The 25,178-nt window shown below is 66.5% G+C and carries 25 protein-coding genes; 14 read left to right on the forward strand and 11 right to left on the reverse strand.

Going from position 1 to position 25,178, the window contains the following annotated elements:
- Positions 1–11: 11 nt before the first annotated feature.
- Positions 12–2,300, forward strand: a complete 2,289-nt coding sequence (locus tag BLR29_RS08710; protein WP_092136252.1) for a xanthine dehydrogenase family protein molybdopterin-binding subunit — start codon at positions 12–14, stop codon at positions 2,298–2,300.
- A 78-nt stretch (positions 2,301–2,378) separates the two neighbouring features.
- Here the strand turns inward: BLR29_RS08710 and BLR29_RS08715 are convergent, their stop codons facing one another.
- Together BLR29_RS08715 and BLR29_RS08720 are read right to left on the reverse strand one after the other, a co-directional pair.
- Entirely contained in the window at positions 2,379–3,182 is an 804-nt protein-coding gene (locus BLR29_RS08715; protein ID WP_092136254.1) for an anti-sigma factor family protein, read from the reverse strand.
- Complete coding sequence (locus tag BLR29_RS08720) at positions 3,169–3,819, reverse strand: RNA polymerase sigma factor (RefSeq protein WP_092136256.1); 651 nt, start codon at positions 3,817–3,819, stop codon at positions 3,169–3,171. Before BLR29_RS08720 ends, BLR29_RS08715 begins: the two co-directional genes overlap by 14 nt.
- A 237-nt stretch (positions 3,820–4,056) precedes the next feature.
- Between BLR29_RS08720 and BLR29_RS08725 the strand changes: the two genes are divergently transcribed.
- Both BLR29_RS08725 and BLR29_RS08730 read left to right on the forward strand, forming a co-directional pair.
- Entirely contained in the window at positions 4,057–4,944 is an 888-nt protein-coding gene (locus BLR29_RS08725) for a metallophosphoesterase family protein (protein WP_092136258.1), read from the forward strand.
- A gap of 10 nt (positions 4,945–4,954) precedes the next feature.
- Positions 4,955–5,317 carry a cupredoxin domain-containing protein gene (locus BLR29_RS08730; protein ID WP_092136260.1) on the forward strand — a complete coding sequence of 121 codons (363 nt, stop codon included), beginning with the start codon at positions 4,955–4,957 and terminating at the stop codon, positions 5,315–5,317.
- 35 nt (positions 5,318–5,352) lie between these two features.
- On the opposite strand, the gene BLR29_RS08735 is transcribed toward BLR29_RS08730, so the two are convergent.
- A complete protein-coding gene (locus BLR29_RS08735) occupies positions 5,353–8,553 on the reverse strand; it encodes an efflux RND transporter permease subunit (protein ID WP_092136262.1) in 3,201 nt (1,066 codons plus the stop codon).
- Complete coding sequence (locus tag BLR29_RS08740; protein WP_255371142.1) at positions 8,550–9,818, reverse strand: efflux RND transporter periplasmic adaptor subunit; 1,269 nt, start codon at positions 9,816–9,818, stop codon at positions 8,550–8,552. Before BLR29_RS08740 ends, BLR29_RS08735 begins: the two co-directional genes overlap by 4 nt.
- Positions 9,819–10,126: 308 nt before the next feature.
- On the opposite strand from BLR29_RS08740, the gene BLR29_RS08745 reads away from it, so the two are divergent.
- The 3 genes from BLR29_RS08745 to BLR29_RS08755 are packed head-to-tail and all read left to right on the forward strand — an operon-like array spanning position 10,127 to position 12,391.
- Entirely contained in the window at positions 10,127–10,411 is a 285-nt protein-coding gene (locus BLR29_RS08745; protein ID WP_092136266.1) for a winged helix-turn-helix domain-containing protein, read from the forward strand.
- A 33-nt stretch (positions 10,412–10,444) separates the two neighbouring features.
- Positions 10,445–11,665 carry a helix-turn-helix domain-containing protein gene (locus tag BLR29_RS08750; RefSeq protein ID WP_092136269.1) on the forward strand — a complete coding sequence of 407 codons (1,221 nt, stop codon included), beginning with the start codon at positions 10,445–10,447 and terminating at the stop codon, positions 11,663–11,665.
- Positions 11,666–11,698: 33 nt separating this feature from the next.
- On the forward strand, positions 11,699–12,391 hold the full coding sequence (locus BLR29_RS08755; protein ID WP_092136271.1) for a Vgb family protein: 693 nt from the start codon (positions 11,699–11,701) through the stop codon (positions 12,389–12,391).
- A 28-nt stretch (positions 12,392–12,419) separates the two neighbouring features.
- On the opposite strand, the gene BLR29_RS08760 is transcribed toward BLR29_RS08755, so the two are convergent.
- From BLR29_RS08760 to BLR29_RS08770, 3 genes are all read right to left on the reverse strand, one after another.
- On the reverse strand, positions 12,420–12,935 hold the full coding sequence (locus tag BLR29_RS08760; protein WP_092136273.1) for a Fur family transcriptional regulator: 516 nt from the start codon (positions 12,933–12,935) through the stop codon (positions 12,420–12,422).
- Between the two features lie 135 nt (positions 12,936–13,070).
- Entirely contained in the window at positions 13,071–13,487 is a 417-nt protein-coding gene (locus BLR29_RS08765) for a cupin domain-containing protein (RefSeq protein ID WP_092136276.1), read from the reverse strand.
- Positions 13,488–13,516: 29 nt separating this feature from the next.
- Positions 13,517–14,272: an SDR family oxidoreductase gene (locus BLR29_RS08770; protein WP_092136279.1), complete on the reverse strand. Its 756-nt coding sequence runs from the start codon at positions 14,270–14,272 to the stop codon at positions 13,517–13,519.
- Between the two features lie 414 nt (positions 14,273–14,686).
- On the opposite strand from BLR29_RS08770, the gene BLR29_RS08775 reads away from it, so the two are divergent.
- From BLR29_RS08775 to BLR29_RS08810, 8 genes are all read left to right on the forward strand, one after another.
- A complete protein-coding gene (locus tag BLR29_RS08775) occupies positions 14,687–15,751 on the forward strand; it encodes a hypothetical protein (RefSeq protein ID WP_092136280.1) in 1,065 nt (354 codons plus the stop codon).
- 231 nt (positions 15,752–15,982) lie between these two features.
- Positions 15,983–17,470, forward strand: coding sequence for a MocR-like pyridoxine biosynthesis transcription factor PdxR (locus BLR29_RS08780; protein WP_369804571.1), 1,488 nt, complete (start codon positions 15,983–15,985; stop codon positions 17,468–17,470).
- 96 nt (positions 17,471–17,566) lie between these two features.
- Complete coding sequence (locus BLR29_RS08785) at positions 17,567–18,157, forward strand: TetR/AcrR family transcriptional regulator (RefSeq protein WP_092136284.1); 591 nt, start codon at positions 17,567–17,569, stop codon at positions 18,155–18,157.
- A gap of 101 nt (positions 18,158–18,258) precedes the next feature.
- Positions 18,259–19,248 carry an alpha/beta fold hydrolase gene (locus BLR29_RS08790; protein WP_092136286.1) on the forward strand — a complete coding sequence of 330 codons (990 nt, stop codon included), beginning with the start codon at positions 18,259–18,261 and terminating at the stop codon, positions 19,246–19,248.
- A 75-nt stretch (positions 19,249–19,323) separates the two neighbouring features.
- Entirely contained in the window at positions 19,324–20,049 is a 726-nt protein-coding gene (locus BLR29_RS08795) for a cysteine hydrolase family protein (protein WP_092136288.1), read from the forward strand.
- 45 nt (positions 20,050–20,094) lie between these two features.
- Entirely contained in the window at positions 20,095–20,331 is a 237-nt protein-coding gene (locus tag BLR29_RS08800) for a DUF2798 domain-containing protein (RefSeq protein ID WP_092136290.1), read from the forward strand.
- A gap of 226 nt (positions 20,332–20,557) precedes the next feature.
- Positions 20,558–20,995: a GNAT family N-acetyltransferase gene (locus BLR29_RS08805; RefSeq protein ID WP_092136292.1), complete on the forward strand. Its 438-nt coding sequence runs from the start codon at positions 20,558–20,560 to the stop codon at positions 20,993–20,995.
- Positions 20,992–21,615: an FMN-dependent NADH-azoreductase gene (locus BLR29_RS08810; protein WP_092136295.1), complete on the forward strand. Its 624-nt coding sequence runs from the start codon at positions 20,992–20,994 to the stop codon at positions 21,613–21,615. The genes BLR29_RS08805 and BLR29_RS08810 overlap by 4 nt, the downstream gene beginning before the upstream one ends.
- A 45-nt stretch (positions 21,616–21,660) precedes the next feature.
- Here BLR29_RS08810 and BLR29_RS08815 read toward each other — a convergent pair whose 3' ends face one another.
- The 4 genes from BLR29_RS08815 to arsC are packed head-to-tail and all read right to left on the reverse strand — an operon-like array spanning position 21,661 to position 25,154.
- The gene (locus tag BLR29_RS08815) at positions 21,661–22,767 is read right to left on the reverse strand and encodes a Bug family tripartite tricarboxylate transporter substrate binding protein (protein WP_255371143.1); all 1,107 of its coding nucleotides are present in this window, start codon (positions 22,765–22,767) and stop codon (positions 21,661–21,663) included.
- On the reverse strand, positions 22,751–23,959 hold the full coding sequence (locus BLR29_RS08820; protein ID WP_092136299.1) for an MFS transporter: 1,209 nt from the start codon (positions 23,957–23,959) through the stop codon (positions 22,751–22,753). The genes BLR29_RS08815 and BLR29_RS08820 overlap by 17 nt, the downstream gene beginning before the upstream one ends.
- 8 nt (positions 23,960–23,967) lie before the next feature.
- Positions 23,968–24,732 carry an arsenical resistance protein ArsH gene (arsH, locus tag BLR29_RS08825; protein WP_092136301.1) on the reverse strand — a complete coding sequence of 255 codons (765 nt, stop codon included), beginning with the start codon at positions 24,730–24,732 and terminating at the stop codon, positions 23,968–23,970.
- Entirely contained in the window at positions 24,729–25,154 is a 426-nt protein-coding gene (gene arsC, locus BLR29_RS08830; protein WP_092136303.1) for an arsenate reductase (glutaredoxin), read from the reverse strand. The genes arsH and arsC overlap by 4 nt, the downstream gene beginning before the upstream one ends.
- Between the last annotated feature and the right edge of the window lie 24 nt (positions 25,155–25,178).

Here is a 25,178-nt window from a genome sequence, read left to right on the forward strand (position 1 = left end):
GGGGAGCCATCATGCGCATTCGTGACATCGAACATGGCATTGCGGCCCTCGCCGGCGGCAGCGGCGTTCATGCGGACCAGCCGGCGAGCGCCGCGCCCGTCGCACCGCTGTCCCGCCGCAGCTTTCTGAAACTGACCGGGCTGGCGGGTGGCGGGCTAGCGATCGGCATCGCGGGCGTGGGTGCCAGCGGCATGGCCCAGGCCCAGGAGGGCGGGGCGGCCAAGCCGCCGTCGCCGCCGCAGGCGTTCCTGATCATCGCGCCGGACAACACCGTGACGATTGCCGTCAATCGGCTGGAGTTCGGCCAGGGTGTCCACACCGCGTTGCCGATGGCGCTGGCCGAAGAGCTGGACGTCGACTGGCGCAACGTACGCGCGACGCTGGCACCGGCCGGCGACGCCTACAAGGATCCCGCGTTCGGCATCCAGATGACGGGCGGTTCCACCGCGCTGAACCACTCGTTCCAGCAGTACCGCGAACTGGGCGCCCGCGCCCGCGCGATGCTGGTGTCCGCCGCCGCGCAGCAGTGGAAGGTCGCCCCGGCCAGTTGCACCACGTCGATGGGCGTGGTCACGTCCGGGTCCAACCGCGCCACCTATGGCGAACTGGCGCAGGCCGCGATGGGGCTGCCGGTGCCCGCGCAGGTCAGCCTGAAGGACCCGTCGCAGTTCCGCATCGTCGGCAAGCCCACGCCGCGGCTGGATTCGGCTTCCAAGCTGCATGGCGATGCCGTGTTCGGCATCGACACCCGGCTCAAGGACATGGTCGTGGCCGTGGTGGCCCGCCCGCCGCGTTTTGGCGGCAAGGTCAAGTCCTTCAATGCCGACCGCGCCCGCAAGATCAAGGGTGTGGTCGACGTGATGCTGGTGCCCGTGGATCGCGGCGGCACCGGCGTGGCGGTGGTGGCCGACGGCTACTGGCCGGCCAAGACGGCGCGCGAGGCGCTGGAGATCGTCTGGGAAGACGCCGGCTCCACCGTCAGCACGGCCGCGCTGTACGACCAGTACAGCAAGCTGGCCGCGCAGCCGGGCACGGTGGCCCGGGCGCTGGAGGGCGGCGACATCAACACGGCGCTGTCCGGGGCCGCGAAGGTGATCGAAGCCGAGTACCGCGTGCCCTACCTGGCCCACGCGCCGATGGAGCCGCTGAACTGCACGATGCAGGCGGAAGTGGCCGGCAACAAGGCCACCGCCGTGAAGGTGTGGGTGGGCTCGCAGTTCCAGACCATCGACCAGATGGCCATCGCGCGCACGCTGTCGCTGACACCGGACAAGGTCACGCTCAACACGATGATGGCCGGTGGTGGCTTCGGCCGCCGCGCGGTACCCACGTCGGACTACCTGGTGGAAGCGGCCGGCGTGCTGCGTGCATGGGTGGCCAATGGACATGCCGAGCCGCTCAAGGTGATGTGGAGCCGCGAGGACGACATCAAGGGCGGCTACTACCGTCCGCTGCATGTGCACCGCGCTCGCATCGGGCTCGATGCGCAAGGCAAGGTCGTGGGCTGGCAGCACACCATCGTCGGCCAGTCGATCATCACCGGTACGCCGTTCGAGCCGATGATGGTCAAGAACGGCGTGGACGCCACGATGACCGAGGGCATCCTGGAGAACGACTACGCCCTGCCGCTGCAGCTGGCCGTGCATCACCCGAAGGTGGATGTGCCGGTGCTCTGGTGGCGGTCCGTGGGCAACACGCATACGGGCTTCGTCAAGGAGACCCTGGCCGATGAAATGGCCACCGCCGCGAAGCAGGACCCCGTGGCATGGCGCATGGCGCAACTCGATGCCAGCAAGCACGCGCGGCATCGCGCCGCGCTGCAGCTGGCGGTGGACAATTCCGGCTACGGCAAGAAGAAGCTGCCCAAAGGCCATGCCTGGGGCGTGGCCGTGCACGAGTCGTTCGGCTCCGTGGTGGCGTACGTGGTGGACGTGTCGATCGTCAAGGGCGAGCCGCGCGTGCATCGCGTGACCGCGGGCGTGCATGCCAACCGCGTGGTCAACCCCTTGTCCGCCGAGGCGCAGATCCAGGGTGGCTGCGTGTTTGGCCTGGCGATGACCCGGCCCGGGTTTGCCATCGAGATCGAGAACGGGGTGGTGAAGAACAGCAACTTCCCCGACTATCCGCCGCCGCGCATGCCGGACGCGCCGCGCGTGGACGTGTTCTTCGTGCCTTCCGATGACAACCCGACCGGCCTCGGCGAACCGGGCGTGCCCGCCATCGCGCCCGCGGTGGCCAACGCACTGTTCCGCCTCACCGGCAAGCGCCAGCGTCAGCTGCCGTTCGTGCTGACAACCTGACGCAAGCAGCAGGTTCGCGTTGCGCACCGGTGATCCGCCGGTGCGCAACGCGCGACCCTTCGGTGCCGCCCTTCGGCGCTACCGTTCCCCGCCACCCTCCGCATTGCGCCACGCCTGCACGAAGGCGCGCAGATCGCCCGCCGACGCATCGGTCACGGCCCAGTAGCGCATCCCCCGCGCCGCCCAGGACTCCAGCTGGTATCCCTGGCGCACCCGTTCCCCCAGATCGCCTGAACTGTCGCCCGGCATGACGAACACGTCGACCGGATGCTGGTTGCGCCGGTACACGAGCACCGCCACGCGCTGCCCGTCGATGTAGTCGAGCCGGCCGCCCACCAGCGGGAAGCCCGCCGCGGACAGGTCGCGCACTTCGGGGGCGTAATCGATGCGGCCGTTGAACCACGGCTTGACGGTGTGCTGGTCGGACGATGCCACGTCGATCGCGCGCGTCGACATCAGTGCGCGCACGTGGCTGGCGACGATGGCGTTGGCGGTGACGTCGCCCGGCGTTTCGCGCTGCGCGTACTGGGACAGGCCCAGCCCGACCGCTGCCACCGTAACGACCGCCATCGCGGCATTGGCGGCGGGCGCCCACGTGAACCAGTTGCGCCAGCCCGCGGGGGCGGGCGGCGCGGCGAGATCGTCGAAGGTTTCCTGTGGTGCGCCCGGCAGCGCGGCCAGCACGCGCGCGCGCAATTCGGCGGGCGCGCGATGATAGGATGCGCCGTGACGCGTGGCCGCGCGCAGCGCCTGCAAATTGCGCAGGCTGGCGACGCAGCCGTCGCAGTCTTCGAGGTGTCGCTCCAGCCGCACGCTGTCCGCCGCGCCGACTTCGCCGTCGGCACAGGCCTGCAGCAGGTTCCTCGCGTCATTGCAGTCCATGGCCTGTCTCCCCCGCGGGACGCGTGGTGTTCACGCCCGTATCCGTACCCGAGTCCGCTCCTGTGTCATGACGCGCGGCGTTGGCCGTCGCGCGCGGCGCCGCGTCGTCGCGCAGCGCCACCACCGCGGCGGCCAGCATCCGCCGCCCACGGGCCAGCCGGGACATCACCGTGCCGACCGGAATATCCGCGATGCGGGCGATGTCGCGGTAGTGCAGTTCCTCCAGCTCGCGCAGTATCAGGACTTCACGGAAAGCCACCGGCAATTGTTCGAGCGCGGCGTGCACCAGCCGGACGTCTTCCTCGCGCAGCAGCCATTGCTCGGGGTCGGTCGGCGATCCGTGCCAGTCGGGCAGCGCCGTGTCGGTTTCCGCCGCCTCGTCGTAGCCGGTCTCGGCCGCCGTCTTGCGCTTTCGCCACGTCGTGAACCAGGTATTGCGGACGATGGCCAGCAACCACGGCCGTGGCTGGTCGCCCCGGAAGCTGCCGAAAAGCCGGAACGCGCGCAGGAAGGCCTCCTGCACCACGTCGTCGGCGTCACCCGTGTTGCCGCACAGCCAGCGGGCGAGGTTGTACGCGGCATCCAGGTGCGGCAACACCAGGTCGTCGAATCGGCGGCGCGTGGCGGCGGCGTCCAAGTCAGTCCTTTGGGCGAGGCGTGAGGCGTGGGCGTAGAAGCATGGTGCGTTCTCCGATATACCGGCGCTGCGCCGATTCTATTCCCGTCGCCGCCGCATCTGGCCGATTTTTTTCATTCGGACCGCCGGGCATCCTGCCGGCCGCGAAATCCGGCACCAGATCGTGCATCCAACCGGGAATAACACACGACCCCAGCCGGTATGACAGGCACACCCACCTGAAGTATGGAGGCAGTCATGCATGGAACCTGGAGTCGGCGCGATGTGCTGCGCCTGGCGGGCGCGGCCGGCGGCGCCGTGTTTGCGTCGGCCCTGCCCGGCTGGGCGGCGGGGCGCGACGAGGATTTCGTCTTCGTCCAGCTGTCCGATGCGCATTGGGGCTTCGAAGGCCCGCCCAATCCCGATGCGCGCGGCACGCTGCCCCGCGCGGTGGCGGCGGTCAACGCGCTGCCGCAGCCACCCGATTTCATCATGTTCACGGGCGACCTGACGCATACCACCGACGATGCCGGCGAACGGCGGCGCCGCATGCGCGAATTCAAGGAGATCATCGCCCCGCTCAAGGCCGGCGCCGTGCACCTGATGCCCGGGGAGCACGATGCGAGCCTCGACGCCGGCGAGGCGTATCGAGAACTCTTCGGCCCCACGCACTACACGTTCGATCACAAGGGCGTGCATTTCATCGTGCTGGACAACGTGTCGGACCCGGCCGGCCAGGTCGGCGATGCCCAGCGCGCCTGGCTGCGGGAAGACCTCGGCAAGCGGTCGCGCGATGCCCGCATCGTCGTCTTCACGCACCGGCCGCTGTTCGATCTCTATCCGCAATGGGACTGGGCGACGCGCGACGGCGCACAGGTCGTGGACCTGCTGATGCCTTATCGCAATGTCACGGTGTTCTACGGGCATATCCACCAGGAGCACCACCAGATGACCGGCCACATCGCGCACCACGCGGCGCGCTCGCTGATGTTTCCGCTCCCGCCGCCCGGATCGCAACCCAAGCGAACCCCGCTGCCATGGGACGCCGCGCAGCCCTATCGCGGCCTGGGCTGGCGCGAAGTGACGGCCACGCAGCCACCGGAGGGCTTTCGCCTCGCCGAGCGGCCAGTGAAAACCAGCGCGTAAGGAGCCAGCGATGACCGACAAGTTGTCTCGCCGCGCGCTGCTGGGGTGGCTGCTGGCCGCCGCGGTGGCGCCCGTGGTTCGTCATGGCGATGCCGCCGCGCCGCGCGTGATTGCCGTGCGTGCCCGCCGCTTCGTCTTCACGCCGGACCGCATCGCCCTGAAAGCGGGTGAAACCGTGTTGCTCGCCATGACCGCCGAGGACGTCGTCATGGGCTTCAGCGCGCCGGACTTCAAGGTGCGCGCCGATCTCCCGCCAGGCCGGACGGTGCAGGTGCCGCTGACGGCGGGCAAGCCCGGCAGCTACGGCTTTCTGTGCGACATCTTCTGCGGGTCGGGCCATGAGAGCATGGGGGGAACCATCGAGGTGACGTGATTCGACGTGGCGCATCACGCTGGCATGGCGCCGCCTTAGTCGCCTTCGCCACCGATGTACTCACGCGTCTTTTCCGCGTGCTTGTCGGTGTGCGGGGGCAGCGGGCGTCCGCTGCGTGCCGCCTTGCGCCGCACGTACCAGTGGTGCGCGCGGTCGAGGTAGAGATAGACCACCGGCGTGCTGAACAGCGTGAGCATCTGCGACACCACCAGCCCGCCGACCATCGCGTAGCCAAGCGGCCGGCGCAGCTCCGACCCGGCGCCGTGCCCCAGCATCAGGGGCAGGCCGGCCAGCAGTGCGCACATCGTCGTCATCATGATCGGGCGGAAGCGCAGCAGGCAGGCTTCATAGATGGCGTCGTGCGGCGACATGCCGCGCTCGCGCTCCGCCACGAGGGCGAAGTCCACCATCATGATCCCGTTTTTCTTGACGATGCCGATCAGCAGGATCACGCCGATCAGCGCGATCACCGTGAAATCGTAGCCACCCAGCATCAGCACCAGCAGCGCCCCCACGCCGGCGGAGGGCAGGGTGGAGAGAATTGTCAGCGGGTGGATGTAGCTCTCGTAGAGCAGGCCGAGCACGATGTAGACGGCGATCAGCGCGGCGGCGATCAGGTACGGCTGCGATGCCAGCGAAGCGCCGAACGCCTGCGCCGTGCCCTGGAAGGCGCCGGTGAGCGTGCGCGGCCGGCCCATGCCGGCCAGCGCCTCGTTGATGGCCGTGACCGCATCGCCGAGCGCCGCGCCGCTCGCCAGGTTGAACGAAATCGTCACGGCCGGGAATTGCCCCTGGTGGCTGATCGACAGGTAGGCCGTGCGGTTGGTGTCCACCTTGACGAAGGCGGACAGCGGCACCTGCTGGCCCGTGATGGGCGAGGTGAGATAGAGCTTGTCCAGAAGGCGGGGGTCGTCCTGCATTTGCGGCGTGGCTTCCAGGATCACGTGGTAGCTGTTGATCTGCGTGAAGTACTGCGCCACCTGTCGCTGGCCAATGGCGTCGTACAACGTGGCGTCGATCAGCGCCGGCGTGATGCCGAAGCTGGACGCGCGCGCGCGATCGATCGTCAGCATCGCGGCTGCGGCCGCGTTCTGCTGGTCCGAGGCCACGTCGGCGAGTTGCGGCAGCTCGCGGAAGCGCGCGAGGACGCGCGGCGCCCAGCTGTTCAGCTCGTCCAGGTTGGCATCGGTCAGCGTGAACTGGTACTGCGTGCGCGACAGCCGCCCGCCCACGTTGATGTCCTGCCCGGCCTGCAGGAAGAGGTTGGCGCCTTCCACCCTGGCCAGCCGGGGCCGCAGCCGGGCGATGACCTCGTCGGCGGTCACCGTGCGGCCTTGCTCCTTCGGGCGCAGGCTGATGAAGAAATTGCCCGTGTTGACGGTGTTCTGTCCGCCGGTCATGCCCACGGCGGCCACGTCGGGGTCGCTGCGCACCACGTCGGCCAGTGCCACCATGCGCGCATTCATCGACTTGAACGAAGCGTCCTGCGCCGATTCGGCGATGCCGAACAGGAAGCCGGTGTCCTGTTGCGGAAAGAAGCCCTTGGGGATATAGAGGAACAGTGCCACGGTGGTGGCCACGGTCAGCAGGAAGACGCACAGCGTGACAAACTGATGGCGCAGCACGCGATCCAGCCCGCGCCGGTAGGCGCCGAGCATCGCATCGAAGCCCCGCTCGAACCATTGATAGACGCGGCCATGCTGTTCGGCATGCGCCGGGTCGTGGGGACGCAGGAAGCGCGAGCACAGCATCGGCGTGAGCGTCAGCGAGACGAGCACCGACACGGCAATGGTCAGCGTGACGGTCACCGCGAATTCGCGGAACAGCCGTCCGACGATGCCGCCCATCAGCAGCAGCGGGATGAACACGGCCACCAGCGACACGGAGATCGATACGATCGTGAAGGCGATTTCGCCGGCGCCCTGCAGGGCGGCTTCCATCGGCGTCATGCCGGCTTCCACGTGACGATAGATGTTTTCCAGCATCACGATGGCGTCGTCCACCACGAAGCCCACGGCGATGGTCAGCGCCATCAGCGACAGGTTGTCGCGGCTGTAGCCCAGCAGGTACATGCCGCCGGCCGTGCCGAGCAGCGCCAGCGGAACGGTCACGCTCGGGATCAGCGTGGCCGGCAGGTTGCGCAGGAACACGAAGATGATCGCCACGACCAGCACGATGGTCAGGATCAGCGTGAATTCCACGTCGGCCTCGGATGCGCGGATGTTCTGCGTGCGGTCCGCCAGCACGTTGACGCTGACCGATGCCGGAATCGACAACTGCAGCCGTGGCAGGGCGGCCTTGATGCGGTCCACCGTGGCGATGACGTTGGCGCCCGGCTGCTTGGTGACCGCGAGGATGATCGCGCGGCCGTTGTGGAACGTGTTGTCCCCTGGCGCCGCCGCCCCGGCGAAGCCCCAGCCGGCCAGCCGGTTGTTCTCGGGGCCGTCCACGGCCTGGCCGACATCCCGCACGCGTACGGGGGCGCCGTTGCGGTATGCCAGCACCATGTCGTTCCACGCGGAGGCCTTGGTCAGCTGGTCGTTGGTGTAGACGTTGAAGGCCTTGGTGGCGCCATCGGTGCTGCCGGTGGGCTGGTTGACCGTGGTGGCGGCGATTACGCCACGGATGTCTTCCAGGCTCATGCCCATCGCCGCCAGCTTGCCCGGGTCCACCTGGATGCGCACCGCGGGCTTTTGCTGTCCGCCGATATTGACCAGCCCTACGCCGGCAATCTGCGAGATCTGCTGCGCCAGGATGTTGTCCGCGAAGTCATTGACGGTGGTCAGTGGCAGCGCATCGGATTGCACGGCCAGGACCAGGATCGGCGAGTCGGCCGGATTGATCTTGCGGAACGATGGCGGGCTGGGCAGGTTGGCCGGCAACTGGCCGCCGGCTGCGTTGATGGCGGCCTGCACATCCACAGCAGCGGCGTCGATGCTGCGGTTCAGGTCGAATTGCAGCGTGATCTGCGTGGTGCCCTGCGCGCTGGTGGAGGTCATCTGCGCAAGCCCGGCAATCAGCGAGAACTGCCGCTCCAGCGGCTGCGCCACGTTGGACGCCATCGTCTCGGGGTTGGCGCCGGGCAGGCTGGCCGAGACCTGGATGGTCGGGAAGTCCACCTGCGGCAGCGGGGCGATCGGCAACAGCGGCCACGCGGCCACACCCACCAGCAACAGCGCCAGCGCCAGCAGCGACGTGCCGATCGGCCGCTTGATGAAGATGGCCGAAATGCTCATGGGCGCACGCCAGTCGCGGGGTTGGCGGCGTTCGTGGCCTTCGTGGCATTCGTGGCGTTCGCGGCATTCGCGGCATTCGCGGCGACCACCGGCCCGCTGGCCGCGCCGGGGGCGGGGCGGGCCGGCGCCTCGGCGATCGTGGCGCCGGGCTTGAGCTTGTACTGGCCATCCGCCACGACGCGGTCTCCGGCGCTGACGCCCTTGGCGATGATCGCGCGGGCACCCTGCAGCTCGCCCACTTCCACGGGCTGGAGCCTGACGGTGGCGTCCTGCTGCACCGTGTAGACATAGGTGCCGGTGTCATTGCGCTGGACGGCGGAGGCGGGAATCGTCACGGCGCGGTCGCGCTGGCCGAGTACCAGCCGCGCGTTGACGTACTGTCCGGGCCACAGCGCGTGCGTGGGATTGGCAAAGCGCGCCTTGAGCTGGATGGTGCCGCTGGTGGTGTCGATCGTATTGTTGACGAGTATCAGGCTGCCCTTGCCGAGTTCGATGTCGCTGACGCGTTCGTTGGCGTAGACCGCCAGCGGCGTGCGGCTGGCCTGCACCGCGCGGTTGATCCGGCCGAATGCATCGTCGGGCAGCGTGAACACCACGTCGATCGGGTCGATCTGGCGAATCACGACGATGCCGGTGGAGTCGGCGGCATGCACGATATTGCCGGGGTCCACCAGCCGCGCGCCCACCCGGCCCGCCAGCGGTGCGGTGATGATGGTGAAATCGAGTTGCACCCTGGCCAGCGCGATCTGCGCCTCGTCGTTGCGCACGGCGGCGGCGAGCTGGCCCACCAGCGCACGCTGGGTATCCAGGGTCTGCTGCGTGGTGGAGTCCTGTTTGATCAGTTGTTCGAAACGCTGCAGGTCCAGCCGGGCGTTGGCCAGTTGCGCCTCGTCACGCGCCTTGGTGGCCTGGGCCTGCTGCAGCTGCGCCTGGAATGTGCGCGGATCGATCTGCGCCAGGACCTGCCCGGCCTGCACATCCTGGCCTTCGACAAAGCCCACGCGATCGAGCTGGCCATCGACGCGTGGCTTCACGGTCACCGTGGCCATGGCCTGCACCGTGCCGACGCCGGTCAGGCCGATATCGACATCCTCGGCGCGGGCGGTGGCGGTGGTGACGACGATCGCCGGGGCGGCCCTGGCGGCTTCGCGGGGGCCGAGCAGCCTGGCCGCCGGGCCGGCCAGCAGCCAGGCAACGAGTGCCACGGCGATGACGGCAAGGGCGAGCGCGAGCGGCCGCCTGTGGAGGGGAGCAGAAGCGGGCATGGTGGCCTCGGTGGGGGCGCTGCCGCGCGGGGCGGTCTGGCGCAACATCCGTCGCTTGACCGTACAAGCATACTGCGCACGAGGTATGTGCGATACGACCGTCCTATTACTGTTTATTTCAGTATTTCAGGCGTCCGACGGGTGGCGCCGGGGAGGGGAGCGGGTCAGGTGTTGTGCGGCGCCCCTATCGGGCGGTGGTCCCTATTGCGTTTGCGCAACACGCGGCGTAGAAGGAAAGCGGGAGGCCGTTGCCGCCGCATGGCAGCGGTTGGAGCCGTTGCCGGACAGACCAGAAGAAGGGGTTGAAGATGGAGACCCAGGAAAGCGCCCTGACCCTCGCCCTGTTGGCCGTGCCGGCGCGCGCGGTCATTTGCCGGGCGCTGCTGGAGGCTGGCGAAGCCGGCTTGCCCGCGGTGAGCCTCGCCGAGCTGGCCGGGCTCAGCCTGCCGCGCGCCACGCATCACTTCCAGGAGCTGGTTCAGGCCGATGTGGTGACGCTGACCATCCGCGACCGCCGCGTCTGCTACGTGCTCAAGGCGCGCCGCGCGGTGCGCGAGGCGCTGGAGTACGTCGATAGCAGTGGCCTCGGGTAACCCCGCCCGCCGGTCCAGCGTGGCGGGATTCTGATGGACTCTCTCATTACAGCCGCAGCGCGCGCGCTCGCGGCGGGTGATCCGCTTGGTGCACTGAACCGGGTCGCCTTGCGCGACGACGCCCCCGCGCTGGCGCTTCGCGGTATCGCGATGGCCCAGCTGGGCGACCTCGTTCGTGCGAAGGCGCTCGTGCGTGGCGCGGCGCGCGCCTTCGGCCCCAGGGAGGCCGTTGCCCGCGCGCGATGCATCGTCGCGGAGGCCGAGATCGCGCTGGTTTCTCGCGACCTGGGCTGGTCTGCCAAGGCGCTCGATGCCGCACGGGCGACGCTCGAAGCGCACGGCGACCGCGTGAATGCCGCGCATGCGCGTTACCTCGAAGTCCGGCGCCTGCTCCTGATCGGGCGCCTTGACGACGCCGAGCGAACGCTCGGCGAACTCGATCCCACACCGTTTCCCCCAGCCTTGCGGGCCGCTCACGAACTGGTCGTCGCGGGGATCGCGATACGACGCATCCGGACGAAGACGGCACGCGCCGCGCTCGCGCGGGCCGGACACGCCGCGCGTCACGCGGGAATTCCCGCGCTGGCGGCGGAGGTCGACAACGTGGCCCTCGTCCTCGCCACGCCCGTGGCGCGCCTCATCGCGCGTGGCGGGCAGCGGCTGCTCCGCCTCGAAGAAGTGGAGGCGCTGCTGGCGTCGAAGGCGTTCGTCGTGGACGCGTGCCGCTATGCGGTGCGCCGTGGCGACGCGGTGGTCTCGCTCTCCACGCGCCCGGTGTTGTTCACGCTGGCCCGCGTGCTGGCCGAGGCGTGGCCGCAAGACGTGCCGAGGGATACGCTCGTCGCACGGGCATTCCGTGCGAAGCACGCCGATGAATCGCATCGCGCGCGGCTGCGGGTCGAGATCGGGCGACTGCGCACGCTGCTTGGCACGCTTGCCGACGTCAGCGCGACACCGCGAGGGTTCGTGCTGGTGCCGCGCCACGACGGCGAGGTCGTCGTGCTGGCGCAGCCCGTCGAGGCGCCGCATGCGGCGGTGATCGCCTTCCTCGCCGATGGCGAGTCGTGGTCGAGCTCGGCGCTGGCCGTGGCGCTGGGCGCCAGCCAGCGCACCGTGCAGCGGGCACTCGATACGCTTGCGGCAGCCGGCAAGGTGCAGGCGTTCGGTCGCGGACGGGCGCGCCGATGGATGACGCCGCCCGTGCCGGGATTCGCGACGACCTTGTTACTCCCCGCGCCCCTGCCGGGCGACTAGGATGGAGCCATCAACCAGCCCATCGTGAAATCCATGAACCAATCCAGCGCCCAGATCATCCGCGAGTACGGCCCCTATCCGGATGTCGACCATGTGCACGGGGTCACCTATGACGGCCAGCAAGTCTGGTTTGCCGCCGGAGACAAGCTGAACGCGCTTGATCCGGCGACCGGAAAGCGATTGCGCTCGATCAATGTCGCCGCCCACGCGGGCACGGCATTCGACGGCCAGCACCTGTTCCAGATCGCGGAGGATCGCATCCAGAAGATCGATCCGGCGACTGGCCGTGTCCTGGCCACGATCCCGGCGCCCGGCGGCGGTGGCGACTCGGGTCTCGCCTGGGCCGAAGGCACGCTCTGGGTGGGGCAGTATCGGGACCGGAAGATTCATCAGGTCGATCCCCAGTCCGGGGCGATTCTCCGCACCATCGAGTCCAACCGGTTTGTGACGGGTGTGACGTGGGTCGACGGAGAGCTGTGGCACGGCACCTGGGAAAACGACGCGAGCGAGCTGAGGCGAGTCGATCCCCAGACGGGCGAGGTGCTGGAGCAGCTGGCGCTGCCGGCGGGTGTCGGCGTGTCGGGGCTGGAGTCGGATGGCGCAGACCAGTTCTTCTGCGGAGGCGGAGACAGCGGAAAGATCAGGGCTGTTCGCCGACCGAAGCGGGGCTCGGCAAAGGGCGGCGACACGGAGGCAACTGCCGACGCCAGGCGCGAGTCGCTATAAACGCGCTGTCACGCGGCGCGCCGTCGAATCACGCAGGGTGATGCAATGCGTCGGCGCGCGCCGCCGAGTTCGTGCCGGCGCTGGCGCATGCCGCGCATACACCGTGCATCGCGCCGCTGATGGCGAAGACTGGCGTCAGGCCATGCGCGCGCAAGGCGCGCTGCTGGAGATCGTCGAGGATGCCATCGGCCACTTCGTCGATGCGATGGCAGCGCACGCAGAACAGATGGTGATGCGGGCGTTCCGCGAGCTCGTAGTAGTGCATCTGGTGACTGCCGAACGGGCAGACCGTGACGCGTGCCAGCACCCCTGCGGCAGCGAGCTCATAGATGGCCTTGCGGAAACTGGACAAGGCGCAGCGATGCCGCGAGACCAGCATCGCGGCACATAGCGCATCGGCAGTCTGGTGGCGTTGCGGGCTTTCCAGCAGGAGCAGGATCGCCGCGCGGCGTCCGATGGTATCCGCCAGACCATGCGTGGCGAGTCTCCACGTGGCTTGCTCCGCGTTTCGTGCGTCCGGGGAAGCAGTGCTGGGAGGGGGCATGAGCGGAGCAATGCTGTAGGTTGGAATGTCAGCCTACGTCAGCTTGCTTAACCGCTCATTAAGAGGCACTACACGCCGGAGGCACGGCGTCCCGCTTTCACGTGACGCCATACCTCCGCACGGAGGTTTTACACCTCAGTGCCCGAACGGCGTCGTCAGTTCCGTATCGGCCGTGTCCACCACGAATACCGCGAGGAGCTTGGCCGGCTTGGTCTTGCTGGCATTGGCGCTGACGCCGTGGCGGTCGCCAGGCATCTCGGAGAAGTTTTGTCCGGCCTTGTAGGTTGTCACCGGTCCATCGTTGATCTGACTGTTGACCTCTCCCTCAAGCACTGTCGCGTAGATGAACGCGGATTTGGCGTGCGTGTGGCCGGGCGAGTAGCCGCCCGGGCCGTATTCGACGAGCACGCCCTTGATGCTCTTGCCCGGAACATTCGGCAGCTCGTGCTGGTAGACGACGGTGACCTTGGCGTTCTTCGACGCCGGCGACTCCGCGAGCACGCTGCCGAACGGCAGGGCGGCGAGAAGCAGGGAACAGAGGATGCGTTTCATGGTTCTTTTTCGTGTTGGTGAATACGGAATCAGGCGCCTGACTTGGCGCGACGCAGCCATTCATCCAGGCCGATCTGGCCGAGGCGCGCCTCGCCCAATGGCACGAGCGAATGCTCTTCGACGCGGCCGCCGAAGTACAGGGCGTCGGGGTCGCGCACGACCTTGCGCGGGTCGCCGACCGCCTTCAGGTAGCGGGCGATGATTTCGTCGAACGGCGCGCGCTCCGGGCCCGCGATCTCGACGATGCCGTTGCGCGGCGCCGCGACCGCGACATCGGCAACGATGGCGGCCACGTCGTCCGCCGCGATGGGCTGGAACAGGCCGGGCGAAAGCTTGACGACGTCGCCATCCACACTGGATGCGGCGATGCCACCGAGGAACTCCAGGAACTGGGTCGAGCGGATGACGGTGTAGGGGATGCCGGCGCCCTCGATCAGTTTTTCCTGGGCGACCTTGGCGCGGAAATAGCCGTTGTCGGGCGACCGTTCGATGCCGACGATGGAGAGCGCGACATGATGTCCGACGCCCGCCGCGACCTCCGCTGCCGCGAGGTTGCGGCCGGAGGTCTCGAAGAATTCCAGCACTGCCTTGTCTTCAAACGAGGGCGAGTTGGCGAGGTCGACCACCACCTGCGCGCCGGCCAGGGCTGCCTGGAGACCCTCGCCTGTGATGGTGTTGATCCCGCTCTTGGGCGACGCGGCAATGACCTCGTGGCCGCCCTGGCGCAGGATGGCGACGGTCTTCGACCCGATCAGGCCGGTGCCGCCGATGATGACGATCTTCATGATTACCCCTTTGGATGGGTCCGAATGCGGCTGAGGAAAATATCTAAGGACTAGCACATCCAACAGAAAATTCAACGGCAAGGGGCGTCGGCGATGCGCGCTTCAGCCACGCCTGAGTCACCCGCTGCGCCGAGGCCAGCCGTGTTGATGTGAGCATGGTGTCCCGCTGGCAAGCAGCGTATTCGATTCTTCCCGCGCTGGTTCATGGCCTAGTCGAAAGTTCAAAATCTGTGCCTGTCGATGGAGGTGTCGATCGGCCAGAATTCCGCCGCTGATTGTGGCTGCATGTCGCGGCCCTCTGCTATCGGCGCATTGCTGAATCTGTAAGTCCCATTCACGGCCGGGCCGTGACGAAGGCGGGTATCGGGCAGGGCACTGCCGCGCAACGCCGACTACCCTTCCGAGGAGATATCGATGGATGTTGTTTCGCAAGATCGTGGGGAGGCCCGCGCTGGCGCCATCACGCCTGTGACGTGGTTGCTGCCGCCGCTGGCGGCGGCGCTCTACCCGTTCCCGTTGATGAGTTTTCACCAGGCCGTGCCGGCCGCGGCGGACGGCAGCGTGCTGGCCATTGCCATCGCGGCGATCAGTCTGGCCCTGGCGTTTGCCGTGCCGCTGCTGGCGCTGGCAGTCTCGGTGCCGCTGTTCCGGCTGACCTCGCCGACGGCGGCGGTCTTGCTGGCGCGCCGGGTGGCGATATTTGCCGTGGCCGCGCCGCCCTTGTTCACGCTGATCGGCGTGGTTTGCTTCCTGGCGGGCGTGTCGGCGATCGACAAATGGGTGCTGGCGGTCTTCTGGGGCGGCCTGGCGATCGCCATCGCGCGGTCCGATAACCAGCGGCCCGTGACGCTGCAGGAGCGCGCGCCGCTGGTCCGGTTGCGCTGGGCGCATGGCATCGTGGCCCTGGGATTTATCGTGACCTATCTGAGCCTTCATTTGGGCAATCACCTGCTGGGTCTGGCGGGCAATGACACACACGTTGCCGTGATGAAGGTGCTGCGGCTGTTCTACCGTTCGACCGTGTTCGAGCCGCTGCTGATCGCCGGCACGGTGTTCCTGATCGGCTCCGGGCTGGTCATGGCGTGGCGGCAGACCGAGCGTCCCTGTGATGGCTTCCGCGCATTCCAGATCGCGTCGGGCGTCTATCTTGCGGTGGCGATCACAAGCCACCTGAATGCGGTGCTGTACCTCGCACGCATCCATCTGCATATCGAGTCGGACTGGTCGTTCGGAATCGGCGCGCCGGCCGGGCTGATTCGCGATGCCTGGAATATCCGGTTGGTGCCTTACTACCTGTTGGCCGTGGTGGCCGTGATCGCTCACCCGTTTGCGGGGATGCGGATCGTGGCGCTGGCGCATGGCACCCGACGCCGACTGGCCGACGGTCTGGTGCTGTGGGGCACCGCCTTTGCCGTGCTGGTCGCGATCGTCATCATGCTCGCCATGTGCGGAATGCGTGTGAATTTCTCCGGCAGCTGAGCCGGAAGCCTGGTGCGCCGCCAAGCCGCCAACCCGTTCACCGGCACCGCGGTGTAAGCTCTACGGCGTCCGGCCGGAAGCCGGTGACGACGGGCAGCGGTCCTGCCGTAGCGGCAAGTTCGCGTGTTCACCCCGGACACGGGGAATGGTTGCCTCGGCCTGCCGCGTCGTCGCTTGCCGTCGGGCCGCTCAGGCTGACTCACGCACACTCAGGCACGCCGTACCCACGTTGTGCTGCGCCCGTGTCCGCTCGTCGGAACCGGGCGCTTCTTGTTTTTTGACCACGCCATGTCGAAGTCATCGGTTCAGGACACATCCAATGCATCGCCGCTGCACGAGCAGATATATGCCCGGGTTCGCGCGTTGATCGAGCAGGGGCAACTGAAGCCCGGGCAGCGGGTAGCTTCCCTGCGTGCATTTGCCGTCGAGCTTGGGGTGGCCCGCGGGACCGTCCAGGTCGCCTACGACAGGCTGTTGGGTGAGGGCTACCTGATCGCCAGGGGCCCTGCGGGGACTTTCGTTTCCGAGCAAATCACGTCATCGCGCCCCCATCGCGCGGACGCCGCACCGGCGAATCCCACACTGGCAGTCCCGGGCGCTACCGAAGGCTTCATCGAAACGGATGGTGGGGCTCCCACGCCGTTCCAGCTGGGGCTTCCCGCGCTCGATGAGTTCCCGCGAAAGCTGTGGACGAGGCTGATGGCGCGGCAAATACGAAGGGCCGGCTCGCTCACCAAGCCGGCGCCCGCCGGATATGGCCCTCTGCGGGAAGCGCTGGCCGCTTACTTGCAACGCTCACGGGGCATCGACGCCCAGCCGCACCAGGTGTATGTCGTGCCGGCCTACACCGCCGGCCTCGCGATGATGATGGATGCCCTCAATCTGGAGGGCGAAGGTGCGTGGGTGGAGTCCCCCGGCTACCCGCCGACTGCCCAATCGCTCAAGCGGCAGCGCTTGCAAGTCTCGACCGTGCCAGTCGATGAACATGGCCTCGACGTGGAGTTTGGGCGTCAGCATTTTCCCAATGCACGCCTGGCCGTGGTGACGCCATCGCACCAGTGCCCGACGGGCGTCGCGCTGACACTGCAACGGCGCGTCGAGCTGCTCGACTGGGCTGGCGATCAGGGCGCGTGGATCATCGAGGACGACTACGACGGCGAATATCGTTACCGCGGCCACCCGTTGCCGGCGTTGAAGAGCCTGGATACAGGCGACCGGGTAATTTATTGCGGCACGCTCAGCAAGGTCCTTTACCCGGGGCTACGGCTCTCATACCTGGTCGTGCCGCAAAGTCAGGTGGCGGCGGTGGATCTGGCCTGCAGGCGCGCGGCGCACGGCGGCTGCCCCGAGCTGCTGCAAGCCGTGGCGGCGGAGTTTATCGCCGAGGGGCACTTCGCCCGGCATATCAAGCGCATGCGGACGCTTTACGCGCGGCGGCGCGCGATGCTGGCCGAGGCGCTGGCGCCCTACAAGGCGGACGGCTTCACGGTTTGCCTGCAGGATGGCGGGATGCATCTGCTGGTCGGCGTCAGGGATGAACTTGACGATCTGGCGATGGTTCGTCGCGCGCGGGCGGCCGGATTCGGTATCCACTCGCTGACGGCATGGCGGCATGGTGCGCCAGGCCGGCGGGGCTTGCTCATGGGCTTTACCAATCTGCGCAGTCAGACCGAAGCCAATCGGCTGGTGGCGGACCTGATGCAGGTGCTGAAAGCATAGGGCGATCGTTTCTGGTCAAAGTGACGTGCGTGCCGTTTGACAATAACCAGACAGTCGTCTATCTTTCGTCCATCGACCTTCACCCGCAAATCCCACATGCCACGGCCCGCCAACCCCGAGATTCGTCACCGACTGCTGACCGACGGCGGTCGTGTTGTTCATGAACTGGGCTTCAACGGGTCTGGAGTGCAGGACATCGTGGCGGCTGCGGGTGTCCCCAAGGGGTCCTTCTACAGCTACTTCGACAGCAAGGAAGCGTTTGCCGCCGAAGTGCTCGAAGCCTATTGGGAGTCCATCGAACAACGCCATGGCAAGGTGATGTACGACGCACGCATCAAGCCGCTGGCGAGGATCGAAAAGCTGTTCGAATTGCTGGTGGAAGACCATGCGGCGCATGAATTCAAGCTGGGGTGCATCATCGCCAACTTTTCTCTTGAGCTTTCCCATTCCAGCGTCGAAGTCCGGGCTGCCCTGGCGCAGATCCTGACCAAGTGGGAAGGCATGGTGGCGGCCTGCCTCGAGGAGGCGAAGACCCGGCAGGAACTGGATGCGGATTGTGATTCCGCGCAGTTGGCGGCCATCATCGTCGAGGCATGGGAAGGGGCCGTCATGCGCAGCAAGGTCGAGCGCAATGGCGACGCTTGCCGACGTTTTCATCAGATCACCCTCAAGCGGTTACTGGGTTGATTTTTTTTACCCTTTAAATAGACGACTGGTCGTTTATAACTTCGGTGCAATGCAGTCACCCGACCAATTCCCACTCATATAGCGAAGAAAGGAATCTCACCATGTCAGCCAATCGTCGTCTTGCCCAAGGTGTGTCCCGGCGTGACTTGCTGCTCGGCAGCGCAGCCACGGCCAGCGCGCTGGTCGCCGCCGGCTTGCCCGGGTCAGCGACGGCGGCATCGTCCGCCGCGAGGGCCGCCTCCGCGAAGCCGAATGGTGCGGCGTCCGGCAGTTACATCACGACGAAGGACGGCACCCAGCTCTATTACAAGGACTGGGGTACCGGCCGGCCCGTTGTCTTCAGCCACGGCTGGCCGCTCAGCTCGGATAGCTGGGAGGCCCAGATGATGCTCGTCGCGTCGGAAGGGTATCGCGCGGTCGCGCATGATCGTCGTGGCCACGGCCGTTCAAGCCAGCCCTGGAATGGCAACGAGATGAACACCTATGCCGACGATCTGGCGACCGTGTTCGAAACCCTTGACCTGAGGGACGCCATCCTCGTGGGTTTCTCCACCGGCGGTGGCGAGGTGGCGCGGTATATCGGCCGGCACGGCACGCGACGCGTCTCGAAAGTGGTGCTGGTGTCGGCCGTGCCGCCCCTGATGCTCAAGACCGCCGCCAATCCGCGCGGCCTGCCGCTTGAAGTGTTCGACGGCCTGCGCGCCGCGCAACTCGCCAATCGATCCCAGTTCTACAAGGATGTGCCGGCCGGGCCGTTCTACGGCTTCAACCGTCCCGGTGCAAAGCCGTCGCAAGGTCTGATCGACGCATGGTGGGCCCAGGGCATGCAGGGCGGACACAAGAACACCTATGACTCGATCAAGGCGTTCTCGGAAACCGATTTCACCGAGGACCTCAGAAAGATCGACGTGCCTACGCTGATCATTCACGGCGACGACGACCAGATCGTTCCGATCGATGCCGCCGGACGCGCATCCGCGAGGCTGGTCAGGAACTCGAAGCTGATTGTTTATCCCGGCGCGCCGCATGGGCTCACCGATACGCATCGCGACAAGTTCAATGCCGACCTTCTCGCATTTATTCGCAGTTAAACCCGTCGCCCTCTCTCCGACAGCACCGAGGTGCACGGCGTCGAACCGGTTCATTCATCGCAAGAGGTAATTCCCATGTGCAATCCCCCCACCCAGTATGCAGATCCGGTCGATCCGGCGTTGCCGAAAGCCAGCCTTACGCTGGACCTGTCGCGCACAGCGCTCGTGGTGATTGATCCGCAGATCGACTTCATGAGTCCCGAAGGCCGTAGCTGGGGCGTTGTCGGAGAAAGCGTGACGGAGCAGAACCTGGTGCCCAACCTGGTACGTCTGTTCGAGGCCGCGAAGCAGGCCGGCATTACCGTCGCGATTTCCCCGCATTATTATTTTCCCCACGATCACACGTGGAAAGTGCAGGGCCCCGCGGAGATGTTCCAGCATGCCGTCGGCATGTTTGACCGCCCTGGCGCGCTGACGCTGGACGGATTTCGCGGCTCCGGTGCGGATTTCATGCCGGAACTCAAGCCGTACATCGAGGATGGCAAGACCATTATCTGCTCGACGCACAAGCTCTATGGCCCGCAATCCAACGACGTCGTTCTGCAGTTGCGCAAGCAGCGCGTCGATCAGGTGATCCTCGCGGGCATGGCCGCCAATCTCTGCGTCGAATCCCATTTGAGGGATCTGCTGGAGCAGGGCTTCGAAGTTGCGGTCGTGCGCGACGCCGTGGCCGGCCCGAAGCTGCCGGAGGGCGACGGCTATCACGCGGCGCTGGTCAATTTCCGCTATATCGCGAACGCCCTCTGGGATACCGACGAAACCGTGCGGCGGCTTACGGAAAGCGCGGTCGTCCCGGCATAACGGGCATAACGCTCGCGCAATAGAGGAAGAAAAGAGGTGGCTCTGATGCTCAAGATTCCTTCGCGTTACAGCCATCTCGCCTATGGCGTTATCCAGACCGGATTCACCTGTTCGATTTCCGCCGCCATCGCGAATTTGCCATTTGCAGACCGGGGCATGTTCCTTCAGCACTGGCTGAGAGCATGGGGCATCTCCTGGCTGACCATGGTGCCGATTGTGGTGTTGGCGGCTCCCCTTATTCGACGCATCGTCGATCGCATCACCAGTCATCGCCAGACCTGATGTCCTGATGGCTTGCCAGTATCAACACTGGCTGCCAGCGCGTCCGGCTTTCCACCTTCCGGGACCTGTTCTGCCGTCCCGTCATGCGGCTGCATCGCAACCTCCGCCGGGCCGCGGCCAGGCGCCATCCGGCCAATGGTCTAGTTGAAAGGGCAAATCATGTCCCTGTTGGCTGTGACATCGCTCCACTACATTGAAGCTACACAAACCAGCACTCATCGGCACCATGGCAAACAACCTGATTCTCGGACATGCGGAGACGGAGGCGGACGTTCGCGCCTGCTTTCCTGTCATGCGGCAACTGCGCCCCCAACTGAAGACACCTGAAGACCTTCTGGCCGCCGTCAGGCTGCAAGGCGAACAAGGTTACCGGCTGCTCGGCGTCTGGGACGACGGCAAGCCTGTGGCGCTGGCCGGATATCGCCGGCTCGACAACATGATTCACGGGCGCTTCATCTATGTTGACGACCTGATTACCAGTGCGGAAGGCCGGGGGCAGGGCCACGGCGAGCGGCTGCTGGAAGCGCTTCGCGAGCTTGGACGCACGGAAGGCTGCCGGAAACTCGTTCTGGATACCGCTCTCGCGAACACGCTGGCGCACCGTTTTTACTTCCGTTCAGGCCTGCTCGCCCAGGGTCTCCACTTCAGCATGGAATTGCAATGAAACCGCTTAATGTGCTGCTGCTCGATTGCAGCCCTCGCCGCGACTTTTCCACGAGCCGGCACCTGACCGAGCAACTGCTTCCTGCGTTATCGGTGCCTTCAGGGCGGGAGATCCGAGTCACGAAACGCAACCTGGGTACCGAGCCCCTGCCGGCCATCACCGCGGCGTATGCCGAGTCGCTGCTTCTGCCTGTCGCCGAAGCGAAGGAGAGCCACGGCGCAGCGCTCGCGGTTTCGGACGCGCTGATCGAGGAACTCGAACAGGCCGACATGCTCTGGATCTCCACGCCGGTCTACAACTTCACGGTGCCGGCCGTGCTCAAGAACTGGATCGATCTCGTGGTGCGACGCGACGTCACATTCGTCAACACGGCCGAAGGAAAGGTCGGATTGCTGCGTGATCGCCCGACGTTCGTGGCGGTGACCTCCGGCGGCGCCATGTTCCGCGATCCTCCCGTTCAACCGGACTTCTTTCGCCCGTACCTGACCGCAGTGCTTGGCGTCATCGGCCTCAAGGACATCCGGTTCACGCACGCCACGGGCCTGGCGTTTGCAGAGGCGCCTCGATTTGCGATCGAAGACCAGGCCGCGCGATGGCTGCGCGACGGCGCCCTGCTGTAACGCAGGTTGGGTCTTCAGGGCTGCATTCCTCCGTACCCGCCGCGTTCAATTCAGGTGCACATTGGCGCTTTTCACGATCTTGCCCCATTTTGCGACGTCGGATTGCATCATTGCGGCCAACTGCTTTGGCGTGCTGGCTTCCAGGATGACCCCCTGGTCGGCCAACCGCGCAGCAAGCTCCGGCGAGGCAACGGCCTTTTGCATCTGCGCATTGAGCAACTCCACAATCTCGCCGGGTGTGCCGGCGGGTGCAAGTAGCGCGAACCAGTTCTTGATTTCGAACCCGGGAAGGCCGGCTTCGGCGAGTGTCGGAATATCCGGGCTTGTGGGCAAGCGCTTGGTCCCTACGATACCCAGCGCCTTGAGCTTGCCGCTCTTCACCAGTGGCATGGAAGACGGCACGCTGTCGAAGAACACCGAGACATTGCCGGCAAGCAGATCGGGCATGACGTTATTGCTGCCTTTATAGGGGACATGCAGCATGTCGGCGCCAGTGGAAATCTTGAACATTTCCAGTTCAAGGTGGGACAGCGTGCCATTTCCTTGCGATGCGGCGCTCAGCTGTCCGGGCCTGGCCTTGGCCAGCGCGACCAACTCCTTGACCGAATTCGCTGGCACCGAAGGGTTCACGACCAGCATATGGGGTACGTGGCCCACCAGCGAGATCGGCGTGAAGCTTTTCAGAACATCGAAGCTGAGTTTGGTGTAGAGGTTGGATGCGATGGCCAGCGAGCCGGACGCCAGCAACAGCGTGTAGCCATCGGGCGCCGCCTTTGCAACGATGTCCGAGCCTATCGTGCTGCCTGCACCAGGCCGGTTCTCCACCACCACCGGTTGACCCAGTCCTTCGGACAGCTTCTGGGCAATCGCCCGGCCCAGGACATCCGTGGCACCGGCCGGCGGAAAAGGCACCACCAGCCTGATCGTCCTGGAGGGGTATGCCTGCGCCAATGCAGTACCAGCACTGAAAGCCAGTACGCAAATGGACAGCGCCAACGCTGCCCCGCGCGCAATCTTCTTCTTCATCCGATGCTCCCAAAAATTCAGACTCCAATAGTCTGAAACCACCATGTAGTGGTGGACTGGAAAGCAACGTCCGTGCCAACGTGCGTGAATGCGTTCGGGGCGGGAGGCGCTATTCGGCGGCGGCAACGCGCGCCGCTGGCTCTGTCGTCGCCGAGTGAATGGCGAACAGCGCGCCGGTGGCTGCGAGTCCCAATCCGCCCGACACCCACAGCGCTTGCGCGCCCCAGAGGTCGATGCAGATGCCGAACAGCCACGGCGCCAGCGCCTGCGCAATCCGTGCCGGCACCATCAGCAGGCCCTGGCGATGTCCATAGCCGTGCGGACCGAAGATGACGAGCGGCAGCGTGCCCTTGGCGATGGTCAGGATGCCATTGCCTGCGCCGTGCAACACGCCGAACAGCGTGGCCGCCGGTGCGCCGAGGATCACGAAGGCCGCCGCGCCCACCGGGTGCAGCGAGGCGGCAAGCCGTGCCGACAGCAGTGGATGGACCTTGCGCAGCAGGCCGAATTCGAGCAGACGGGCGCCCACCTGCGAGGGACCGATCAGCGCGCCGACCATCACGGCGGTGGCCAGTGTCGCGCCGCCGGCCTGCAGCAGCCGAGGCAGGTGCGCCGCCATGGCCGTGCTGATAAACCACGTCGCCGCGAACACGAAGGCCAGCGCATAGGTCGCCATCGGCCCGGGATTGGGGGCGGTCGGATCGGCGCCACCAGAACTCGCGGTCTGCCCGGCGCTTTTTGGGGCGAGTTCCTCCCCGGCATGCGGCAGGCTGGCATTGAGCGCCAGGCCGAGCGTCAAGTGCAACGCCGCCCACGCGAAGCAGGCCACACGCCAGCCGTAGTGGCTCTCAAGATAGGAGGAGAGGGGCCAGCCAACCGTGCTCGCGAAGCCGGCGATCAGCGTGATGCCGGTGATGGCGTTGCGCGAACGCGTGCCGTACAGGCGCACCAGCGTCGCGAAAGCGGCTTCGTAAAGGCCGCTACCCATGCCGATGCCGAGGATCAGCCACGCTGCGAACAAGCCGACGACCTCCCGCGCGAACCCGAGGCCGGCGAGCCCCACCGCGAATACAAGGCTGGTGCCGATCAGCACCGGCCGTCCTCCCAGACGGTCGATCAGTCGCCCGGCGTATGGTCCGAGCAGCGCGGAGATAACCAGCGCCGCGCTGAATGCCGCGAAGACCGTGGGCACGGCTACCCCCGTGTCCCGCGCCATGGGCACGGCCAGCATTGCCACCAGATAGTAGGAGGACGCCCATGCGAGCGTTTGCGCGGCCCCAAGTCGGGCCACGAGGCTGCCAGTCGGCGAATTCGCCATGTTCTGTCCTACTCGACTTCGTCGTCGTCGGTGTCTGCGTCGGCCGCGTGCCGCTCGTGGTCCATCGCCGCGGTAGCCAGCGCCGCCGCGCGCGCCGGGGCCGCTTCCTTGCGCTCGCTGTAGCGGTCGGTCAGATAGTCGGACCGGTCCCGGACCAGCAGCGTGAACTTGTACAGTTCCTCCATCACATCGACCACGCGGTCGTAGTAGGAAGAGGGCTTCATGCGGCCGGACGTGTCGAATTCCTGGTACGCCTTGGCCACCGACGACTGATTCGGGATCGTCACCATCCGCATCCAGCGACCCAGCACGCGCAGCGCGTTGACCGCATTGAACGATTGCGATCCCCCGCAGACCTGCATCACAGCCAGCGTGCGGCCCTGCGTCGGCCGGATGCCGGCGTTTTCCAGAGGCAGCCAGTCGATCTGGTTCTTGAAGACCGCCGTCAGCGTGCCGTGGCGCTCCGGGCTGCACCAGACCTGACCCTCGGACCATTCAGATAGCTTGCGCAGCTCGACGACCTTCGGATGGTCGGCGGGCACGCTGTCAGTCACGGGCAGGCCATGTGGATCGAACACACGCGTCTCGGCGCCGTAGTGTTGGAGGATGCGCTCCGCTTCCAGCGTCAGCAGCCGGCTGTAGGACGTCGCGCGCAGCGAGCCGTAGAGCAGCAGGATGCGCGGCGGGTGCGTGCTGACGCGCGCGGGTTCGAGCTTCTGCAGGTCAGGCGTGTCGAGCACCGACGGCACGACGTTGGGCAAGGCACCTGTCATCGCGTGACCCTCTGGCCCTGCGCATCGATGACGACCTCGCCATCCTCCTTGGTGAACGGACCTTGCTGCGGCGACGGCAGGATGTCGAGCACAAGCTCCGACGGTCGGCACAGCCGGGCGCCGTGCTCCGTCACCACGAAAGGACGGTTGATCAGGATCGGATGCGCGAGCATCGCGTCGAGCAACTGATCGTCGGTCAATGCCGGATCGGCGAGGCCCAGTTCCGCGTACGGCGTGCCTTTCTCGCGAATCGCTTCCCGCACGGTCAGGCCCGCTTGCGCGATCATCTGCTGCAATTGCGCGCGCGAGGGCGGTGTCATCAGATACTCGATGACCTCGGGCTCGATACCCGCATTGCGGATCATCGCCAACGTGTTGCGCGACGTTCCGCATTCAGGGTTGTGGTAGATCGTGACAGACATCAGGTTTCCTTGGTTGGGGTTGGC

Source organism: Cupriavidus sp. YR651, from assembly GCF_900101625.1.
GTDB lineage: Bacteria > Pseudomonadota > Gammaproteobacteria > Burkholderiales > Burkholderiaceae > Cupriavidus.

Bases quoted from the DNA above. Each gene is read 5' to 3' on its own strand.
- BLR29_RS08710 (WP_092136252.1), top strand. From the start codon at position 12: ATGCGCATTCGTGACATCGAACATGGCATTGCGGCCCTCGCCGGCGGC.
- BLR29_RS08715 (WP_092136254.1), bottom strand. From the start codon at position 3,182: ATGGACTGCAATGACGCGAGGAACCTGCTGCAGGCCTGTGCCGACGGC.
- BLR29_RS08725 (WP_092136258.1), top strand. From the start codon at position 4,057: ATGCATGGAACCTGGAGTCGGCGCGATGTGCTGCGCCTGGCGGGCGCG.
- BLR29_RS08730 (WP_092136260.1), top strand. From the start codon at position 4,955: ATGACCGACAAGTTGTCTCGCCGCGCGCTGCTGGGGTGGCTGCTGGCC.
- BLR29_RS08735 (WP_092136262.1), bottom strand. From the start codon at position 8,553: ATGAGCATTTCGGCCATCTTCATCAAGCGGCCGATCGGCACGTCGCTG.
- BLR29_RS08740 (WP_255371142.1), bottom strand. From the start codon at position 9,818: ATGCCCGCTTCTGCTCCCCTCCACAGGCGGCCGCTCGCGCTCGCCCTT.
- BLR29_RS08745 (WP_092136266.1), top strand. From the start codon at position 10,127: ATGGAGACCCAGGAAAGCGCCCTGACCCTCGCCCTGTTGGCCGTGCCG.
- BLR29_RS08750 (WP_092136269.1), top strand. From the start codon at position 10,445: ATGGACTCTCTCATTACAGCCGCAGCGCGCGCGCTCGCGGCGGGTGAT.
- BLR29_RS08755 (WP_092136271.1), top strand. From the start codon at position 11,699: ATGAACCAATCCAGCGCCCAGATCATCCGCGAGTACGGCCCCTATCCG.
- BLR29_RS08760 (WP_092136273.1), bottom strand. From the start codon at position 12,935: ATGCCCCCTCCCAGCACTGCTTCCCCGGACGCACGAAACGCGGAGCAA.
- BLR29_RS08765 (WP_092136276.1), bottom strand. From the start codon at position 13,487: ATGAAACGCATCCTCTGTTCCCTGCTTCTCGCCGCCCTGCCGTTCGGC.
- BLR29_RS08770 (WP_092136279.1), bottom strand. From the start codon at position 14,272: ATGAAGATCGTCATCATCGGCGGCACCGGCCTGATCGGGTCGAAGACC.
- BLR29_RS08775 (WP_092136280.1), top strand. From the start codon at position 14,687: ATGGATGTTGTTTCGCAAGATCGTGGGGAGGCCCGCGCTGGCGCCATC.
- BLR29_RS08785 (WP_092136284.1), top strand. From the start codon at position 17,567: ATGCCACGGCCCGCCAACCCCGAGATTCGTCACCGACTGCTGACCGAC.
- BLR29_RS08790 (WP_092136286.1), top strand. From the start codon at position 18,259: ATGTCAGCCAATCGTCGTCTTGCCCAAGGTGTGTCCCGGCGTGACTTG.
- BLR29_RS08795 (WP_092136288.1), top strand. From the start codon at position 19,324: ATGTGCAATCCCCCCACCCAGTATGCAGATCCGGTCGATCCGGCGTTG.
- BLR29_RS08800 (WP_092136290.1), top strand. From the start codon at position 20,095: ATGCTCAAGATTCCTTCGCGTTACAGCCATCTCGCCTATGGCGTTATC.
- BLR29_RS08805 (WP_092136292.1), top strand. From the start codon at position 20,558: ATGGCAAACAACCTGATTCTCGGACATGCGGAGACGGAGGCGGACGTT.
- BLR29_RS08810 (WP_092136295.1), top strand. From the start codon at position 20,992: ATGAAACCGCTTAATGTGCTGCTGCTCGATTGCAGCCCTCGCCGCGAC.
- BLR29_RS08820 (WP_092136299.1), bottom strand. From the start codon at position 23,959: ATGGCGAATTCGCCGACTGGCAGCCTCGTGGCCCGACTTGGGGCCGCG.
- arsH (WP_092136301.1), bottom strand. From the start codon at position 24,732: ATGACAGGTGCCTTGCCCAACGTCGTGCCGTCGGTGCTCGACACGCCT.
- arsC (WP_092136303.1), bottom strand. From the start codon at position 25,154: ATGTCTGTCACGATCTACCACAACCCTGAATGCGGAACGTCGCGCAAC.